The following is a 3,111-nucleotide window of genomic DNA, read 5'->3' as shown; positions in this document are numbered from 1 at the left end:
ATTCAGGCAACCGTCTGTGGTGTTTGCAGAGCTAAGATTGGCGGCTTAGCGTTGCACTTCGGAGTTGAATCCGCCTAATTCCTGTTATGATACTGAATGTATTGAAAATGGTTGCCAGTACTGAGTAGATGTTAATCATAATAATCTCCTTTTTTATAAAACAAATATCGTAACATTATATATTTATCAAATTTATTTTCATGGGTGTGAAAAATATCAATAATTTATTTTATATTCTGCATTGACATAAAATACATAAGTGTTATTACGTTATTGTTGTAATCATTATTTTTACTTCACCGTTCAGCCCCTTTTTTTAAAGGGGCCTTTTTATTGACAATTTTTAATAATGGGTTATTTACGGATGTGAACGGTAAATAAAAGGAGATAATAATGATTAGAAGTAAAAAAGGAATCTCATTGCTTGAATTAATTCTGGTGTTAGGTGTGGCATCCGCTATTTCATTTATGAAGTTTCAGGATCTGAAACAGGAACAGGAAAATACGCAGGCCAAAATAGCAGGAGAACAAATCAGGCAGCTTGGCGAGGCGGTTAATGGCTATATCAGTATCCGTTACGATAAGCTATCCACGTTGACGGTATCGGCTGGAACAGGCACAGATCCGGGGCCAAGAACATGTTCGGGTTCGGTTTGTACCATTACTTACCAGACGCTGATTAATGAGGGGCTGTTGCCAACCTCTTTTACTGGCGTGAACGTGAATAAATCTGCCTATACCATTTTATTGAAACGAGAGGGTACAGCGCCAAACTATGTGATCAATGGATTAATCACCACGAAGACCTCATGGACAGAAGGAAACAGAGTTCGTTACGATCTGCTCGGTAAAGCTATGCAGACTGCGGGTGTTGACAGTGGCATGAGCAAACTTACTAACCAGATCTCAGGTTATAGCGGTTTGTGGTCTGAAACGACATCGGGATTTTCCAGCATCAACAACGTGGGTCTGCTTGGCTATCGTGTTGGTTATAACAGTGCTATGTACTCGGTTTATCTGCGTCGTGATGGCACATTACCCATGACGGGCGATCTGAACATGGGAGGTCAAAGCATTAACAACGCCAAAGACATTACCGCGTCAGGTGATGTCAACGCAGTTTCATTCAATGGTTCCTATGGACGCTTTGCCAAGAACGTTAGCGTTTCAGAAGATTTAACGGTGACGGGCTTCTCCACCTTTGGCAAAAACGTATCAATGAATAGCTATCTGACCGTTAAGAATGGCGTGGATTCAGATAGCTATGTAGCGGCTAAAACCAATAGCAGCCGCCTTCAAATCGGTGGGGGCGGTTCCAGTAATCAGAATGCGGTGCTGATCAACGTGGCAGGCGGGGCGGGTGATGGTTATCTCTCCCTTAATGGTGATAACAACTCATCGGTTAAGCTTGATGTATGGGGTAGTCAGAGGATCCGTGGTGATCTGACGTTATCTGCGTCAAATGATGGTAAAACTACGGGTGCTATTTCTGCTACAGGTAATATTACTGCTTCGGGAACGGTTTCAGGGCAGTATTTTCAGCCCACGTCCACATCAGTTGCGGGAACGGCTTGTGCTTCGAATGGTTTAATGAGTAAAAATAATGAAGGACTAATTCTATCGTGCCAGAACGGTATATGGAGAAATGCGTTTAATACGTCAGAGGTGTATTACTCTCCTGATGGCGGTAATACAGCATGGTTGGGACAAAATCTTGGTCAGCATAATTTTTGTGCATTGAGATCTGTCAGTATTCCAGTTATTGCTGATAGGAGTGGTGGAACGCAATGTTCATTGAGTCAGGATACTGATGGAAACTGGTTGTTAAAGCAAACGTCAGGATATTCCATTGTGGTGTGTAGGGCTGTCTGCTTTTAATGGAAAAACATGCGTTTCTGTAATTTAATATGTTTTTACTACCCAAGTTATTAATGTCGATTATCAGTCGATGGTTTTTAAAGTGGTACGTAATCCACCAACGGAAATACGAGATTTAATATACGTAATTCATGCTGAAAGACGAGTCAACTTTCTTTATATAGTGGTGGGGTAATTAAATGGCCTCTAATAAATTAATAGATTATATATGCACTCTTAACATATCTAACCACTTATATGTGAGCGGTTAGATTATAAAATAAATAACGCCTGTGTTTACCAACGCAGCGTCAGATCATGTTGTTCAAGAGATTTAAAGAAAACTATTTCCTGCCAAAACTAACCTCAACAACATTATCAGGGGCGTCATTGTTGGACGGAATGATCTCATACTCAATAAAATCACCCCATTTCAGAAACAGATTCCGTAGCTTCTCTGCTTGCTGGCCGACTTGATAGGTTCTGATCAATCGATCCTTGGGGACATGGTTCAGCAGTAGCTCAATCAACCGTTCAGGTGCGTCCAGATACTCAGCACAACCTGTTGCAACACTGCGGCGTAGGTCGTGTGGTGAGAAGGGGGCTGCTTCTGCCATATACTTTGTTCTTAAACGTTCAAGCGCACGAGTTATGGCATCACCCGTGACGGGAAAACCCGGTTTGCTGAGAGATTCGAATACCCAACCTCCTTCTGAAATAATGCGCTGTGTTTTCAGTATGGATAGGGCAAGAGGGTGCAGGGTCACAATATGGCTTTTACCATTTTTGGTTTCCGGTATCGTCCAGCGGTCACCATTAATTTGCTCCCAACGCATATTCACTGCTTCTGAACGCCGCACACCCGTAAGAATAATCACGCGCAGTGCATTGGCGATAGCCTGGGAAAGGATGACGCTGGATGCAATACCCCGACCTCCTGATGCAACACCACCACCGCCGAATCCGGCTTCGTCCAGTGCTTTCCACAGCATTTGCAGCTCATCTTGTGGCAACCATCGTTCTCTTGGTTTACCCATTGAGGCACCAAACATGGCTGGTTTGAGTAAGCGTGCCGGGTTGTGGTCAATCAACCCCTGTAACGCAGCGTGGTCAAGCGTCATATTCAGAAGAATAAGCCCTTTGCGAACACCTTCGACACTGGTTTTCCTTACCCTTATAAGGAAGGTGCGATTTAATCGTCAATTATGAGAACATAACCCTTTCTTTGACATAGACTTTTCACGATGCCCGCTC

1 protein-coding gene and 1 pseudogene are annotated in these 3,111 nt (G+C 43.1%); one reads left to right on the top strand and one right to left on the bottom strand.

Annotated features, from left to right (window positions below; genetic code table 11):
* Positions 1–393 precede the first annotated feature (393 nt).
* Positions 394–1,878 (top strand): shufflon system plasmid conjugative transfer pilus tip adhesin PilV, encoded by a 1,485-nt coding sequence (pilV, locus tag ACSZO1_RS22060; RefSeq protein ID WP_437616486.1) that lies wholly within the window; start codon positions 394–396, stop codon positions 1,876–1,878.
* A gap of 323 nt (positions 1,879–2,201) precedes the next feature.
* Here the strand turns inward: pilV and ACSZO1_RS22055 are convergent.
* Positions 2,202–3,038 (bottom strand): annotated as a pseudogene (locus ACSZO1_RS22055) (site-specific integrase); the annotation flags it as partial.
* Between the last annotated feature and the right edge of the window lie 73 nt (positions 3,039–3,111).

This window comes from Erwinia sp. V71, from assembly GCF_965644245.1.
Classification (GTDB): domain Bacteria; phylum Pseudomonadota; class Gammaproteobacteria; order Enterobacterales; family Enterobacteriaceae; genus Erwinia.
Note: the sequence above shows the minus strand (reverse complement) of the source record. Positions and strands in the feature narration are given on the sequence as shown.